Source organism: Pseudomonas citronellolis (genome assembly GCF_029335315.1).
Lineage (GTDB): Bacteria > Pseudomonadota > Gammaproteobacteria > Pseudomonadales > Pseudomonadaceae > Pseudomonas > Pseudomonas citronellolis_A.
Map to the genome: position 1 here is coordinate 1 of NZ_JARJLT010000377.1, position 14,805 is coordinate 14,805.

Annotated in this window: 10 protein-coding genes, 1 pseudogene and 1 riboswitch; of the genes and pseudogenes, 5 read left to right on the plus strand and 6 right to left on the minus strand. The window is 70.5% G+C overall.

Going from position 1 to position 14,805, the window contains the following annotated elements; genetic code table 11:
• The coding region (locus P3W75_RS28415; protein WP_276230656.1) for an ATP-binding protein at positions 1-846 on the minus strand (846 nt) is incomplete at its 3' end.
• A 555-nt stretch (positions 847-1,401) separates the two neighbouring features.
• Between P3W75_RS28415 and P3W75_RS28420 the strand changes: the two genes are divergently transcribed.
• On the plus strand, positions 1,402-2,499 hold the full coding sequence (locus P3W75_RS28420; protein ID WP_276230657.1) for a 3-deoxy-7-phosphoheptulonate synthase: 1,098 nt from the start codon (positions 1,402-1,404) through the stop codon (positions 2,497-2,499).
• A gap of 176 nt (positions 2,500-2,675) precedes the next feature.
• Here P3W75_RS28420 and cobN read toward each other — a convergent pair whose 3' ends face one another.
• The gene (gene cobN / locus P3W75_RS28425; protein WP_276230658.1) at positions 2,676-6,407 is read right to left on the minus strand and encodes a cobaltochelatase subunit CobN; all 3,732 of its coding nucleotides are present in this window, start codon (positions 6,405-6,407) and stop codon (positions 2,676-2,678) included.
• Positions 6,408-6,611: 204 nt separating this feature from the next.
• The gene (gene cobW, locus P3W75_RS28430) at positions 6,612-7,664 is read right to left on the minus strand and encodes a cobalamin biosynthesis protein CobW (protein WP_276230659.1); all 1,053 of its coding nucleotides are present in this window, start codon (positions 7,662-7,664) and stop codon (positions 6,612-6,614) included.
• A 93-nt stretch (positions 7,665-7,757) separates the two neighbouring features.
• A riboswitch (cobalamin riboswitch) is annotated at positions 7,758-7,948 on the minus strand.
• Between the two features lie 98 nt (positions 7,949-8,046).
• On the opposite strand from cobW, the gene P3W75_RS28435 reads away from it, so the two are divergent.
• Both P3W75_RS28435 and cobM read left to right on the plus strand, forming a co-directional pair.
• Positions 8,047-8,451 carry a cobalamin biosynthesis protein gene (locus P3W75_RS28435; RefSeq protein WP_276230664.1) on the plus strand — a complete coding sequence of 135 codons (405 nt, stop codon included), beginning with the start codon at positions 8,047-8,049 and terminating at the stop codon, positions 8,449-8,451.
• Positions 8,452-8,496: 45 nt separating this feature from the next.
• The gene (gene cobM, locus P3W75_RS28440) at positions 8,497-9,246 is read left to right on the plus strand and encodes a precorrin-4 C(11)-methyltransferase (protein ID WP_276230660.1); all 750 of its coding nucleotides are present in this window, start codon (positions 8,497-8,499) and stop codon (positions 9,244-9,246) included.
• A 283-nt stretch (positions 9,247-9,529) separates the two neighbouring features.
• On the opposite strand, the gene P3W75_RS28445 is transcribed toward cobM, so the two are convergent.
• From P3W75_RS28445 to ccoG, 3 genes are all read right to left on the minus strand, one after another.
• Positions 9,530-9,652, minus strand: a complete 123-nt coding sequence (locus tag P3W75_RS28445) for a hypothetical protein (protein ID WP_276230661.1) — start codon at positions 9,650-9,652, stop codon at positions 9,530-9,532.
• Between the two features lie 95 nt (positions 9,653-9,747).
• The gene (mapR, locus tag P3W75_RS28450) at positions 9,748-11,157 is read right to left on the minus strand and encodes a GntR family transcriptional regulator MpaR (RefSeq protein ID WP_276230665.1); all 1,410 of its coding nucleotides are present in this window, start codon (positions 11,155-11,157) and stop codon (positions 9,748-9,750) included.
• A gap of 74 nt (positions 11,158-11,231) precedes the next feature.
• Positions 11,232-12,641 (minus strand): cytochrome c oxidase accessory protein CcoG, encoded by a 1,410-nt coding sequence (gene ccoG / locus P3W75_RS28455; protein ID WP_276230662.1) that lies wholly within the window; start codon positions 12,639-12,641, stop codon positions 11,232-11,234.
• A gap of 303 nt (positions 12,642-12,944) precedes the next feature.
• On the opposite strand from ccoG, the gene P3W75_RS28460 reads away from it, so the two are divergent.
• Both P3W75_RS28460 and P3W75_RS28465 read left to right on the plus strand, forming a co-directional pair.
• Positions 12,945-14,615 carry a nitrite/sulfite reductase gene (locus P3W75_RS28460; RefSeq protein ID WP_276230663.1) on the plus strand — a complete coding sequence of 557 codons (1,671 nt, stop codon included), beginning with the start codon at positions 12,945-12,947 and terminating at the stop codon, positions 14,613-14,615.
• Positions 14,612-14,805 (plus strand): annotated as a pseudogene (locus P3W75_RS28465) (DUF934 domain-containing protein); the annotation flags it as partial. The gene P3W75_RS28460 and the pseudogene P3W75_RS28465, both read left to right, overlap by 4 nt.

Here is a 14,805-nt window from a genome sequence, read left to right on the forward strand (position 1 = left end):
TGCCGCCGCGCGCCGTGCCCAGCGGCGCCAGCCGCGAACTGCCGCGCTGGCCAAAAAAGCCCTGAGCATCCGCCCGCGCCAGGCGGCGTGGGCGCGGGCGCCGCGCAGCCAGACCAGGTCGGCGCGCAGGCCATCCACCCCGGCGGCGTAGCAGCGCTCGGCGATAGCCTGCAGCGCGGCGTCGTCCAGCGGCACGCCGGGCAGGCGCTGGCGCGCCGCGGCGCAGCGCTGGCGCAGGGCGTCCTGCTCGGCGCGCCAGTGGGCGAGGAAAGCCTGCGGGTCGCTGTCGAAGGCCAGGCGGCGGCGGACGATCTCGGCGCGCTCGGCTGGTAGCGGGCTGCCGCCCAGCTCGACCTTGAGGCCGAAACGGTCGAGCAGTTGCGGGCGCAGTTCGCCTTCCTCGGGGTTCATGGTGCCGATCAGCACGAAGCGCGCCGGGTGGCTGTGCGAGAGGCCGTCGCGCTCGACGTGGTTGACCCCGCTGGCGGCCACGTCCAGCAGCAGGTCCACCAGGTGGTCGGGCAGCAGGTTGACCTCGTCGACGTAGAGCACGCCGCCGTCGGCGCTGGCCAGCAGGCCCGGGGAGAAGCGCACGCGGCCTTCGCCGAGGGCGGCGTCGAGGTCGAGGGTGCCGACGATGCGTTCTTCGCTGGCGCCCAGCGGCAGGGTGACGAAGCGCCCGCCGTCGAGCAGCTCCGCCACGCCGCGGGCCAGGGTCGACTTGGCCATGCCGCGCGGGCCCTCGATCAGCACGCCGCCCACGGCCGGGTCGATGGCGGCCAGGCACAGCGCCAGTTTCAGGTCGTCGGCGGCGACCACGGCGGCGAGCGGGAAGTGCGGTTGCATGGGAAGTACCTGCGGCGTGCGTGAAGGGCGAATGGTAGCGAAGCACGGCGCGCCGGGCGACCGCCTCGATCGGGGTGATAGACAGGTCGTATTGAAAGCCCGGCGGCGATGCGGTAGGTTGGTCGGCATTCTTCGGAGATAACCATGTCGTCCAGCCGCTCCCTCCAGTCCCTCGCCCGCCGCGGTGCCCTCGGCTCCGTGATTGCGCGCGCGCAGGTGCTGGTCGCTGCCGCCGGTTATTTCTTCTATGGGTATTGGTTTAGCCACAGGCGCGCCTGATACCCCACAGGCGCCCTAGCAAGCAGGGTCGCCAACCAGACAGATTCACGAAACCCCGGTCGGCAACCCGACCGGGGTTTTTGTTTTTCCGGCCCACAAGGCCACACCACTTCAAGCACAGGATCGAAACATGACCGCTTACACCACCTACCGCTATTACCGCACCTCCGACTGGCGATTTAGCAGCCGCGCCGCTGCCTCTCCCGAACACCTCAGTCGAACACTCAGATAGCGCCGCGCGCGGCAGACGACCGCGCCGGCCAAGGATGCCAGTCCATGAACTCTTCCGTTTCCGCCCTGATCCGCAACGACCTGCCGCAGTCCGCCGAAGTCCTCGAACTGCCGCGCCCCTCCGCCCGCCGCCGCGAACAGCCGCTGCCGAGCCCCGCCGAACTGCGCCAGCGCCTGCCGCTGTCGGCCGCCCTGGCCGAGCGCGTGCAGCACGACCGCCAGGCCATCCGCGCCATCCTCGACGGCCGCGACCCGCGCCTGCTGGTGGTGGTCGGCCCGTGCTCCCTGCATGACCCGGAATCCGCCCTCGACTACGCCGAGCGCCTCGCCGCCCTGGCCCCGCAAGTGAGCGACCAGTTGCTGCTGGTGATGCGCGCCTACGTCGAGAAGCCGCGCACCACGGTCGGCTGGAAGGGCCTGGTGTACGACCCGCGCCTGGACGGCAGCGGCGACATGGCCGAGGGCCTGGCGCTGTCGCGCCGGCTGCTGCTGGGCATGCTCGAACGTGGCCTGCCGGTGGCCACCGAGCTGCTGCAGCCGCTGGTCGCCGGCTACCTCGACGACCTGCTGGGTTGGGCGGCGATCGGCGCGCGCACCAGCGAGTCGCAGGTGCACCGCGAGATGGTCAGCGGCCTCGACCTGCCGGTGGGGTTCAAGAACGGCACCGACGGCAGCCTCGGCATCGCCTGCGACGCGATGCGCTCGGCGGAACACCCGCACCAGCACTTCGGCATCGACGGGCTGGGCCGCCCGGCGCTGGTGCAGACCCTCGGCAACCCGGACACCCACCTGGTGCTGCGCGGCGGCCACGGCGGCCCCAACTACGACGTGGCCAGCGTGCGCGCGGCCCGCGAAGGGCTGGAGAAACAGGGCATCCCGGCGCGGATCATGGTCGACTGCAGCCACGCCAACAGCGCCAAGGACCCGCTGCGCCAGCCGGCGGTGCTGGCCAGCGTGCTCGACCAGCGCCTGGGCGGCGACGCCTCGCTGCGCGGGGTGATGCTGGAAAGCCACCTGTTCGACGGCTGCCAGCCGCTGAAGGGCGAGCTGCGCTACGGCGTGTCGATCACCGACGGCTGCCTGGGCTGGAGCGGGACCGAGGCGCTGCTGCTCGACGCGGCGCGGCGGATGCGTCGGGGCTGAGCCTGTAGCGCAGGCGTTTTGGCCTACGGCGGATAACCGCGAACGGTTATTCGCCCTACGCCGATGCCGAGCGTTACGTAGGGCGCATAACGCCCCAGGCGTTATCCGCCGACATGCGGTTGCGGTGATGGGTATCGCTTCGCTCAACACCATCCTACGAAAAGCCGGTGCGTGGCTCAGGACTCTTCGCTGTCCACCAGGATGTCTTCCAGCGCTTCGCGGTAGTCGCCGGGTTCTTCCCAGAGCCCGCGCTGCTGCGCTTCCAGCAGGCGTTCGGCGATGTCGCGCAGGGCCTCGGGGTTGTGCCGCTGGATGAACTCGCGGGTGTCCGTGTCCAGCAGGTAGGCGTCGGCCAGCAGCTGGTACTGGTGGTCCTCGACCAGCTCGCTGGTGGCGTCGAAGGCGAACAGGTAGTCCACCGTGGCGGCCATCTCGAAGGCGCCCTTGTAGCCGTGGCGCTTCATCCCGGCGATCCATTTCGGGTTCACCGCGCGGGCGCGTAGCACGCGGCCGAGTTCTTCCTTGAGGGTGCGGATGCGCGGGTTGTCCGGCTGGCTGTGGTCGCCGTGGTAGCTGGCCACGCGACGTTCCTGGATGACCTCGGCGGCGGCCAGCATGCCGCCCTGGAACTGGTAGTAGTCGTTGGAGTCGAGGATGTCGTGCTCGCGGTTGTCCTGGTTGTGCAGCACCGCCTGCAGACCGTCCAGGCGCCGGGCGAAGCGCTCGCGGGCCGGGGTGCCGTCGTCGCCGGCGCCGTAGGCGTAGCCGCCCCAGTTCAGGTAGGCCGCGGCGAGGTCGGCGCGGTTCTCCCAGTTGCGTTCCTCGATCACCCCCTGCACGCCGGCGCCATAGGCGCCCGGTTGCGCGCCGAAGATGCGCCAGCCGGCCTGGCGCCGGGCGCTTTCTTCATCCACGCCGCTGGCTTGCAGCTGGGCGCTCTCGGCGCGCACGCGGGCGGCCAGCGGGTTCATGTCGTCCGGCTCGTCGAGCGCCGCCACTGCCTGCACCGCCGCGTCGAACAGGCGGATGAGGTTGGCGAAGGCGTCGCGGAAGAACCCGGAGACGCGCAGGGTCACGTCGACCCGGGGGCGGTCGAGCAGGCTCAGCGGGAGGATTTCGAAGTCCTCCACGCGCTGGCTGCCGGCCTGCCACACCGGGCGCACGCCGAGCAGCGCCAGGGCCTGGGCGATGTCGTCGCCGCCGCTGCGCATGGTCGCCGTGCCCCATACCGAGAGGCCGAGCTGGCGCAGGTAGTCGCCGTGGTCCTGCAGGTGCCGTTCGAGCAACCGGCTGGCGGACTGGAAGCCCAGGCGGTAGGCGGTGGGCGTGGGCAGGTTGCGCACGTCGACGGTGAAGAAGTTGCGCCCGGTGGGCAGCACGTCGAGACGCCCGCGACTGGGCGCGCCGCTGGGGCCGGCGGGCACGAAGCGGCCGTCGAGGCCGGCGAGCAGCTGGCCGATCTCGTTGGCGCCGCAGGCGTCGAGCAGCGGCGCCACGCTGTCGCGCAGGTGGCGCAGGACCTGGTCGCTGGCCGCGCCGGGGCCGTCCAGCCCCTGTTCGATCAGGTGTAGCGCGAGCAGCTCCAGGCGCTCGCGGGTGTCGCCGTTGCTGCGCCAGGCTTCCTCGCTCAGCTCGGCGAGCAGCGCCGGGCGCGGGCCGTCCCAGTGCTCGGCGAAGTTGCTGTCGAGCGGGTCGCGGCCCAGCTCCAGGTCCTCGGCCAGGGCGCGCAGCAGGCTGGCGTTGCCGCCGCGACCGTCGCCGCGCGGAATGCGCACCAGCGACAGCAGGGTGTCGCGGCGCAGCTGGCCCACCGGCGATTCGCCGAACACGTGCAGGCCGTCGCGGATCTGCGATTCCTTGAGGTCGCAGAGGTAGGCGTCCAGTTGCGGCAACCAGCTGTCTTCGTCGTCGTTCAGGTGCAGGCCCAGCTCGCGGTCGAGGGCGGCGGCGCGCACGGCGTCGAGGATTTCCCCGCGCAGCTGCACGGCGCGGCGCGGGTCGAGCAGCGAGGCGTCGTAGTACTCGTCGGCCAGGCGTTCGAGGTCGCGCAGCGGGCCGTAGTTCTCGGCGCGGGTCAGCGGCGGCATCAGGTGGTCGATGATCAGCGCCTGGCTGCGGCGCTTGGCTTGGGCGCCCTCGCCGGGGTCGTTGACGATGAACGGGTAGAGGTTGGGCAGTGCGCCGAGGATCGCGTCCGGCCAGCATTCCTCGGACAGGCCGACGCCTTTGCCGGGCAGCCATTCGAGGTTGCCGTGCTTGCCGACGTGGATCACCGCGTCGGCGCCGAACGCCTCGCGCAGCCAGAAGTAGAAGGCCAGGTAGCCGTGTGGTGGAACCAGCGCCGGGTCGTGATAGATGGCCGCCGGGTCGAGCTGGTAGCCGCGCGCCGGCTGGATGCCGACGAAGGCCAGGCCGAAGCGCAGGCCGGCGACCATCATCCGCCCGCCACGGAACATCGGGTCCTGCTCGGGCTTGCCCCAGCGTTCGCGCACGGCGCGCTGGTTGGCCTCGGGCAGGCGGGCGAAGCAGGCCTGGTAGTCGGCCAGCGCCAGGCTCTGCGCGCACGGGCGCAGGTCGAGGCTGTCGAGGTCGTTACTGATGCCGCCGAGCAGGCTGTGGATAAGCGCGTCGCCGGTCTCCGGCAGGCCGGCCAGCGGGTAGCCCGAGGCCTCCAGCGCGCGCAGGATGTTCAGCGCCGCCGCCGGGGTGTCCAGGCCGACGCCGTTGCCGATGCGCCCGTCGCGGGTCGGGTAGTTGGCCAGGATCAGCGCCACGCGCTTGTCGGCGTTGGCCTTGCGTGCCAGGACGATCCAGCGCCGCGCCAGCTCGGCGACGAAGTCCATGCCCGGCCGGTGCGCCAGGTAGCAGACCACGTCGCTCTGGCTGCGCTCGCTGCGCCAGGCCAGGCCCTTGAAGCTGATCGGGCGGGTGATCAGGCGGCCGTCCAGTTCCGGCAGCGCCACGTGCATGGCCAGGTCGCGCGGGCCCAGGCCCTGGGCGCTGGCGCGCCAGAGTTCGAGGTTGTCCAGCGAGCAGATGGCTTGCAGCACCGGCACGTCACGGCGGAACGGTCGCGCCTGGGGGGCCTCCGGGTTGGACTGGGCGAAGCCGGTGGTGTTGATGATCAGCTCGGCGTCGGCCTCGTCCAGCAAGGCTTCGACCCGCTCCAGGCAGGCCGCTTCCTTGAGACTGGCCACGGCGATCGGCAGCGGGTTGAGCCGTTGCGCGCGCAGGCGTTCGCAGAAGGTGTCGATGAAGCCGGTGTTCGCCGCCTGCAGGTGGGTGCGGTAGAACAGCAGTGCCGCCACCGGCCAGTCCGGGTTCCACTCGGCCTGCCAGTCGGCGAGCGCCGCCGCGGCCCGTGCCGGGTGGTGCAGCGCCACGCGGGGCAGGGTGCGCGGTTCCTGCCACGGGTAGGCGCGGCCCAGGTACTGGCTGGCCAGGTTGGCGAACAGTTGCCGGGCGTTGTCCAGGCCGCCCTGGCGCAGGTACTGCCAGAGCCGCTCGGCGTCGGCGGCGGGCACGGAGCACAGCGCGGCGAGTTCGGGGTCGGGCTTGTCGTCGCCGGGCACCAGCACCAGCGTGGCGCCGCGCTCGGCCAGCGCCACCAGTTGCTCGATGCCGTAGCGCCAGTAGCCGACGCCGCCGTGCACCGAGATCAGGATGACCTTGGCGTGCCGCAATACCTCGTCGACGTAGAGGTCCACCGAGGCGTGGTTCTGCAACTGCATGGGGTTGGCCAGGCGCAGGCTCGGGTAGTCGTCCGGCAGCGCGCGCGCGGCCTCGGCGAGCAGCGCCAGGTGCGAGTCGCCGCTGCACAGGATGACCAGCTCGGCGGACGTCTGGGCCAGGTGGGCGATGCCGTCGTCGGGGACGAAGCCGCCGGGTTGGGTGCGCAGCAGGTGCATGCGGGGGACCTCTTTCGCTCGGTCAGGAGCGCCCTCTCCCCAGCCCTCTCCCTGAAGGGAGAGGGGGCCGGTTCGGTGTGCGCGGATGGATCAATACAACCGGCGGGCACGGCGTGCGCCCACGCGGCGGACTTTCGGCGAAGCGCCGAAATGGCTCCCCTCTCCCGCTTGCGGGAGAGGGGCTGGGGGAGAGGGTGGTGAGGTTCACGCCAGCGCGGTGCGCAGCTCGTTGGCGATGGCGGCCTGGTCGAGTTCCTGGCCGATCACCACCAGGCGCGTGGCGCGGGTTTCGTCGCCCAGCCACTTGCGGTCGAAGTGCTTGTCGAAGCGCTTGCCGACGCCCTGGATCAGCAGGCGCATGGGCTTGCCGGGGATGGCCGCGAAGCCCTTCACGCGGAGGATGCCGTGGCGCTCCACGAGCTGGCCGAGGGCCTCCAGCAGGGCGCTTTCCTGGACTTCCGGGAGGTCGACGTGGAAGGAGTCGAACTCGTCGTGGTCATGGTCCTCGTGGCCTTCGTGATCGTGGTGGGTCGGGCGGCTGTCGATGTGCAGCTCGGCCTCGGCGTTGAGCCCCAGCAGCACCGACAGCGGCAGCTGGCCGGCGCTGGCCTCGATGATCTTCACCGCCGGCGGCAGCTCCTCGGCGACGTGGGCGCGGACCTGTGCGAGGGTGCCGGCGTCGAGCAGGTCGGCCTTGTTCAGCACCACCAGGTCGGCGCTGGCGAGCTGGTCTTCGAACAGTTCGTGCAGCGGCGATTCGTGGTCCAGGTTCGGGTCCTGCTTGCGCTGCTCGTCGACCTGCTCGGGGTGCGCGGCGAAGGTGCCGGCGGCCACGGCGGGGCTGTCGACCACGGTGATCACCGCGTCGACGGTGCAGGCGTTGCGGATTTCCGGCCACTGGAAGGCCTGCACCAGGGGCTTGGGCAGGGCCAGGCCGCTGGTCTCGATGAGGATCTGGTCGAGCTCGCCGCGGCGCGCCACCAGCTCGCGCATCACCGGGAAGAACTCTTCCTGCACGGTGCAGCACAGGCAGCCGTTGGCCAGTTCGAAGACGCGGCCCACGGCCTCTTCTTCGGTGCAGCCGATGGAGCATTGCTTGAGGATTTCGCCGTCGATGCCCAGTTCGCCGAACTCGTTGACGATCACCGCGATGCGGCGGCCTTGGGCGTTGTCGAGCATGTGCCGGAGCAGGGTGGTCTTGCCGGCACCGAGGAAGCCGGTGACGATGGTGACGGGGAGTTTGGCCAGGGTTTGCATGGTCGCCTCTGCGCTGCGATGGCGGGATGCAGAGGCGCGCGCACGGTCCGGCCGTGCAACGGAAGCCGCCACCCGGATCACCCCGCCCGGTTGTCGTGATGCTGTCGCGAGGCAGGTCTCCTGGCTCGCGATCCGGCATTCGCCCGGTCCTTCGCCTTCCCGCCGTCGGCAGTGGCATTCGAAGGGCCTTGGATCGCTCACAGTTGCGGGGGCAGCCGTGGCCTTGACCACGTTCCCTCTTAGCTCCGGCGCGCGGCCGGAGAACCTCGAAGCGGCAAAGGCTACGCAGTGCCCGGCGGGCGGTCAATCGCCTCCGGCCGGTTGACCGCGTGGCGGGGCCGTGCTGAGCTGCGCGCTGGCTGTGCCGGGGGAGGTGTGGACGGTGATTCTGGTGGCTGGATTCGGGTGCCGACGCGGCTGCGCCGCCGATGAACTGCTCGCGTTGCTGCGCGCCTGCCTGGCCGAGGCCAGGCTCGACGAGGGCGTGCTGCAGGCGCTGGCCAGCAGCGAGGCCAAGGCCCTGGAAGGCGGCCTGCGCGACCTCGCCCGGCAGTTGCAGCTGCCCCTGGAACTGCTCGACGCGGCGCGCCTGGCGCCCTACGAGCATCGCCTGACCTCGACGTCCGCGCTGGCCCGCCAGGCCACCGGCAGCCCCGGCGTCGCCGAAGCCGCCGCCCTGGCCCTGGCCGAGTCGCTGGCCGAAGGCCCGGCGCGCTTGCTGGTGACCAAGCGGCGCAGTGCCAACGCCACCTGCGCGCTGGCCATGGCGCCGGCTCTGATGGGATAGCGGCCTGGGGTAGACTGGGCATTTCCCGATCCGAAGCGTGCATTCATGACGGTCTATTTCATTGGCGCCGGCCCCGGCGACCCCGAGCTCATCACGGTCAAGGGCCAGCGCCTGGTGCGCAGCTGCCCGGTGATCCTCTACGCCGGTTCGCTGGTGCCCGAGGCGGTGCTCGAAGGGCACCGCGCCGAAGTGCTGGTGAACACCGCCGAGCTGCACCTGGAGCAGATAGTCGCACTGCTCGCCGAGGCCCACGCGAAGGGGCAGGACGTGGCCCGCGTGCACTCCGGCGACCCCTCGCTGTACGGCGCCATCGGCGAGCAGATCCAGCACCTGCGGCGCCTCGGCATTCCCTACGAGGTCGTCCCCGGGGTCACCGCCACCGCCGCCTGCGCCGCGCTGCTGGGCTGCGAGCTGACCCTGCCGGAGTTGTCGCAGACGCTGATCCTCACCCGCTACGCGAGCAAGACCAGGATGCCCGAGGGCGAGTCCCTTGGCGAGCTGGCGCGGCACCGCGCGAGCATGGCCATCCACCTGGGCGTGGGCCAGCTGGAGAAGATCGTCGATGAGCTGTTGCCGCACTACGGCGCCGACTGCCCGATCGCGGTGATCCACCGCGCCAGCTGGCCGGACCAGGACCAGGTCACCGGCACCCTCGGCGACATCCTGCCCAAGGCCGCCGCCAAGGGCTTCAAGCGCACGGCGCTGATCCTGGTCGGGCGGGTGCTGGCGGCGGAGGGCTTCACCGAATCGTCGCTGTACAGCGCGGGGCACGCGCACCTGTACCGGCCGGATTGACGGCAGATGGCTGGGGGTTGCTTGTAGGCGCGAGCTTGCTCGCGAACGGTGCTTGCCGGATGCATCGATGCATCAGCTCGACTCCGCGCCCTCTCCCCAGCCCTCTCCCTGAAGGGAGAGGGGGCTAGTCCGTGCCGAGAGGAGGAATGGTTTCAGCCGGAAACCAACGGCGTTGCCGGCTGACTCCAGAACTCCCAGTTCTGCCCAACGGTCCCCTCTCCCTTCAGAGCGGGGCGCGCAGCCGAGGGTTAGGGAGAGGGCGCTCTCAAACCCGCCACTCACATCAAGCCATCCAATCATCCGGCCCGCGCCCGGGCAGGCCGTGGCGGATGTACCAGCGCACGCCCAGGTGCACGCCGAGCGCGGTGCCGACGGTGAGCAGCAGGGTCAGGGTTTCGGCGTCCATGGCGGGTCTCCCTTGTCCGGGTTCCTGCCTGACAGGTTATTCCTGCGGCAATCCGCCGCACAGGTACAGATCCTTGCCGAATGTGTGGAGCAGCTTCACAGCGAGTCGATGATCCGCCCCAGGGTCTGCATGGCCTTTTCGCTGCGCGGCGTCCAGGGGTGGCCGTAGTTCAGCCGCAGGCAGTGGCGGAAGCCGCGGGTGGCGGAGAAGATCGGCCCGGGCGCGACGCTGATGCCCTGGGCGTGGGCGAGCTGGAACAGCTTCAGTGCGTCGATGCGCTCGGGCAGTTCCAGCCAGAGGAAGTAGCCGCCGCTGGGGCGGGTCACCCGGGTCTGCTCGGGGAAGTGCCGGGCCACCGCGGCGAGCATCGCGTGCTGCTGGCTTTCCAGGGCGTGGCGCAGCTTGCGCAGGTGGCGGTCGTAGCCGCCGTGCTGCAGGTAGTCGGCAATGGCCGCCTGGGCCGGCACCGAGGCCGACAGGCTGGTCATCAGCTTGAGCCGCTCGATCTGCTCGCGGTAGCGGCCGCCGGCCACCCAGCCGACCCGGTAGCCCGGCGCCAGGCTCTTGGAGAAGCTGCCGCAGTGCATCACCAGGCCCTCGCTGTCGTAGGCCTTGACCGGCTTGGGCGCCTGCTGGGCGAAGTACAGCTCGGCGTAGACGTCGTCCTCGATCAGCGGCACCTGGTGCTTGCCGAGCAGGGCGGCGAGGTCGCGTTTCTTCTCCTCGCTCATGCTCGCGCCGAGCGGGTTCTGGAAGTTGCTCATGAACCAGCAGGCCTTCACCGGCAGGCGTTCCAGGCTGTCGCCCAGGGCCTGCAGGTCGATGCCCTCGCGCGGGTGCACGGGGATTTCCACGGCCTTGAGCTTCAGGCGTTCGAGCACCTGCAGGGTGGCGTAGAAGGCCGGCGCCTCGACCGCCACCAGGTCGCCGGGGCGGGTGACCACCTGCAGGCACAGGTTCAGCGCCTCCAGGGCGCCGTTGCTGACCACCAGTTCCTCCACCGGCAGCGGCGTGCCGTTGACCATGTAGCGCAGGGCGATCTGCCGGCGCAGGGCGTGGCTGCCCGGGGTCATGTCGGCCACCGTGGCGCGCGGGTCCATGTCGCGCACCGCGTGGGCCATGGAGCGTGCCAGGCGCGGCAGCGGGAACAGCTCCGGGGCCGGGAAGGCCGAGCCGAAGGGCACGGTGTCCGGGTCCTTGATCGAGCTGAGCACCGAGAACACCAGTTCGCTGACGTCGACCTCGGTGGTCTGCGCCTCGTGGCGGGCGATCTCCGGCTCGGCCAGGGCGCGGCGCACGTGCTCGCGGACGAAGTAGCCGGAGCGCGCGCGGGCGACGATCAGGCCGCGATCCTCCAGCAGGTAGTAGGCCTGGAACACGGTGGACGCGCTGACCCCGTAGGTGCGGCTGGCGTGGCGCACCGAGGGGACCTTCTGCCCGGGGGCGAGCACCCCGCTGCGAATCAGTTCGGCGATCTCGTCGGCGAATTTCTCGTAGCGCTTCATCTTGTCCTGCGGACCGTTGGGAAGCTCCCACTCTAGGCGTTGCGCGGCGCCGCCGCCATGCCGGAGGGCCATGCTCAGCGCCTCGGCGAAACGAAGGTGCTGACGGCGTCGACCCGCTCGTTGCCGTCGCTGACGCGGAAGCTCAGCGGCAGCGAACCACCGGCGCTGCTCTGCGCCTGGCTGGCCACCGACACGGCGAAGTCGCGGATTTCGCCCGGCTCCAGGCGCAGTTCCGGCACGCCCTGCAGGCGATAGCCGCTGCCTTCGGCGAGGCTCAGGTGGTAGCGCTGCGGCTGCTGGGTCTTGTTGATCAGCTTGAGGTTGTAGACGTTCTCGATCTGGCCTTCGGCGTTCTCGCGGAACAGGCCACGGTCGCGGGCCACGTCCAGGGCGATCAGCGGGCGCGCGTCCAGCGCCCAGGCGAAGGCGCCGAACATCGCCAGCAGCACCGCCGCGTAGCCGACCAGGCGCGGCCGCAGCAGTTGGGTGCGGCCACCTTCCAGGGCACGCTCGGAGGTGTAGGCGACCAGGCCGCGGGCGTAGCCCATCTTGTCCATCACCGTGTCGCAGGCGTCGACGCAGGCGGCGCAGCCGATGCAGGCGATCTGCAGGCCGTCGCGGATGTCGATGCCGGTGGGGCAGACCTGTACGCACTGCTGGCAGTCGATGCAGTCGCCCAGGCCGAGGGCCTTCGGGTCGGCTTCCTTCTTGCGCGCGCCACGGGATTCGCCACGGGTGGCGTCGTAGGAAATGATCAGGGTGTCCTTGTCGAACATCACGCTCTGGAAGCGCGAGTAGGGGCACATGTGGATGCACACCTGCTCGCGCAGCCAGCCGGCGTTGGCGTAGGTGGCGGCGGCGAAGAAGGCCACCCAGAAGGCGCTTTCCAGGTCCAGGTCGAGGGTGAACAGGTCGGCCACCAACGGCCGCACCGGGGTGAAGTAGCCGACGAAGGTCAGCGCCGTGGCCAGGCTGATCAGCAGCCAGAGCCCGTGCTTGGCGCCCTTGCGCAGGTACTTGGCGGCGCTGGCCGGGGCCTTGTCGAGCTTCATGCGTTGGTTGCGGTCGCCCTCGGTGACCTGCTCGGCCCACATGAAGATCCAGGTCCACACGCTCTGCGGGCAGGTGTAGCCGCACCAGACGCGCCCGGCCAGCACGGTGATGAAGAACAGGCCGAAGGCGGCGATGATCAGCAGCGCCGAGAGCAGGATCAGGTCCTGCGGCCAGAAGGTCGCGCCGAAGATGTAGAACTTGCGCTCGGGCAGGTCCCAGAGCACCGCCTGGCGGCCGTTCCACTGCAGCCACAGGGTGCCGAAGAACAGCAGGAACAGCAGCGCCCCGCCGAGCCGCCGGAGGTCGCGGAAGCGCCCGCTGAAGCGCTTGGTGTAGACCGTCGGGGTGACCGCCGAGAGGGGCTTGGACGGCGGGGTGAAACGTTGCGGGGCGGCGATCTCGACGATCTTCGCGGGGATTCTTTCGCTCATTGTCGTGGCCCATCAGGCTTGGGATGCGCCGCGACTATAGGAACGCGGCCGGCCGCGAAACAGATTCAGGTTGTGCGTGAAAAACCATATCAGATGCCCTGCGCCAGGCGCGGCGAGCGGCGCCGGCCGGGGGCGTGGCACGCGGTCGCAGGGCGGCGCACGGGGGCCGCATGCGGCGTCTGATCCGCTTTTTTGCGTGGGATCTGCCGCTGTTGCGCAGTACAGCCGCCGGCCATAGTGGCGCCATCACCAGCGGTCGGCCCGAAGCAGGCCGCCGCGACGGCCTTGTGAGGTGCCCCGGCGATGTACCGATACGACGATTACGACCATGCCCTGGTGCGCGAGCGCGTTGCGCAGTTCCGCGACCAGGTGGAGCGGCGCCTGTCCGGCGCGCTGAGCGAGGAAGAGTTCCTGCCGCTGCGCCTGCAGAACGGCCTGTACCTGCAGAAGCACGCCTACATGCTGCGCGTGGCGATTCCCTACGGCACCCTGGCCAGCGCCCAGCTGCGCAGCCTGGCGCGCATCGCCCGGGACTTCGACCGGGGCTACGGGCACTTCACCACGCGGCAGAACATCCAGTTCAACTGGATCGAACTGGAGCGCGTGCCGGACATCCTCGAACTGCTCGCCGAGGTGGAGATGCACGCCATCCAGACCTCCGGCAACTGCGTGCGCAACATCACCACCGAGGCCTTCGCCGGGGTCGCCGCCGACGAGCTGCTGGACCCGCGCCCGCTGGCCGAGATCCTTCGCCAGTGGTCGACGGTGAACCCGGAATTCCTGTTCCTGCCGCGCAAGTTCAAGATCGCCCTGTGCGCCGCCGAGGAAGACCGCGCGGCGGTGATGATGCACGACATCGGCCTCTACCTTTACCGCGACGCCACCGGCGAGCTGCGCCTGCGGGTGATGGTCGGCGGCGGCCTCGGGCGCACGCCGATCCTCTCCCAGCAGATCCGCGAGGACCTGCCCTGGCAGCACCTGCTGTCCTACGTCGAGGCCATCCTGCGGGTGTACAACCGCCATGGTCGCCGCGACAACAAGTACAAGGCGCGGATCAAGATCCTGGTCAAGGCGCTGGGCATCGAGGCCTTCGCTCGCGAAGTGGAGGAGGAGTGGCAACACCTGCGCGACGGCGACGCACAGTTGACCCGCGAGGAATACCAGCGCGTCGCCGCCGCTTTCGAGCCGCCGCGCTATGCGCGCGAAGCCGGCGACGAACTGGCCCTTGGCGGCGCCCTGGCCGCCGACCCCGCGTTCGCCCGCTGGGCCTCGCGCAACGTGCGCCCGCACAAGGTGCCGGGCTACGCCAGCGTGGTGCTCTCGACCAAGCCGGGCCTGGCCGCGCCGCCCGGTGACGTCAGCGCCGAACAGATGGACTGCGTCGCTGACTGGGCCGAACGCTACGGCTTCGGCGAAATCCGCGTGGCCCACGAGCAGAACCTGGTGCTGCCGGACGTGCGCAAGGCCGACCTCCCCGCGCTCTGGCGCGAAGCCTGCGAGGCCGGCCTGGGCACACCCAACCAGGGCCTGCTGACCGACGTCATCGCCTGCCCGGGCGGCGACTACTGCGCGCTGGCCAACGCCAAGTCGATCCCCATCGCCCAGGGCATCCAGCAGCGCTTCGAGGACCTCGACTACCTGCACGACCTCGGCGAGCTGAGCCTGAACATCTCCGGCTGCATGAACGCCTGCGGCCATCACCACATCGGCAACATCGGCATCCTCGGCGTCGACAAGAACGGCAGCGAGTGGTACCAGGTGACCCTCGGCGGCGCCCAGGGTAAGCGCGCCGCGCTGGGCAAGGTGATCGGCCCGTCGTTCAGCGCCGCCGAGGTGCCGGCGGTGATCGAGCGCATCGTGCACACCTACGTGGAGCAGCGCGGGGTGGGCGAGAGCTTCGTCGAAACCGTCGAGCGCGTCGGCCTGGAGCCGTTCAAGGCGCGGGTCTACGCCCAGGCGGAGGTGCCGGCATGAACAACCTGATCCGTTTGCAGGACGGTGTGGCGCGGCTGGCACCGGACGATGCCTGGGAACTCCTGCGCGAGGTGCCGGCGGCGCTGCCCGACGGCCAGCTGATCCTGCCGCTGGAGGCCTGGCTCACCCGTAGGAGCGAGCTTGCTCGCGAACAAAACTCCCCGGAGGCTTCGGCGCCGGGCGGTTCGCG